General features: G+C 52.2%; 1 pseudogene. It reads left to right on the plus strand.

What is annotated here, in order from left to right:
• Nucleotides 1-147, plus strand: a pseudogene (locus M6G53_RS25405) (IS4 family transposase); the annotation flags it as partial.
• Between the last annotated feature and the right edge of the window lie 104 nt (nt 148-251).

A 251-nucleotide genomic window follows, 5' to 3' on the forward strand; every position in this document is an offset into this window, starting at 1 on the left:
ACCCGCTGGGAGATTGAGCTGGGCTACGGTGAACTGAAACGGCGGCAGTTAAAGGGGGAAGTCACATTGAGAAGCCGCTTCCCCGAGGGGGTTAAACAGGAGCTGTGGGGCATTCTGGTGGGCTATATGTCAATACCGATCGAATTGTGACCCACCCTGCCAAAGTAAAACGGACCCACCCCTGATCGTGGTTACTCAGAAACTTCGGCTTGCGCCTGTTTCTTAAGTTGGCCACTTTTTAATTTGTCCTT

The organism is Serratia nevei, from assembly GCF_024160145.1.
Classification (GTDB): Bacteria; Pseudomonadota; Gammaproteobacteria; order Enterobacterales; family Enterobacteriaceae; genus Serratia; species Serratia nevei_A.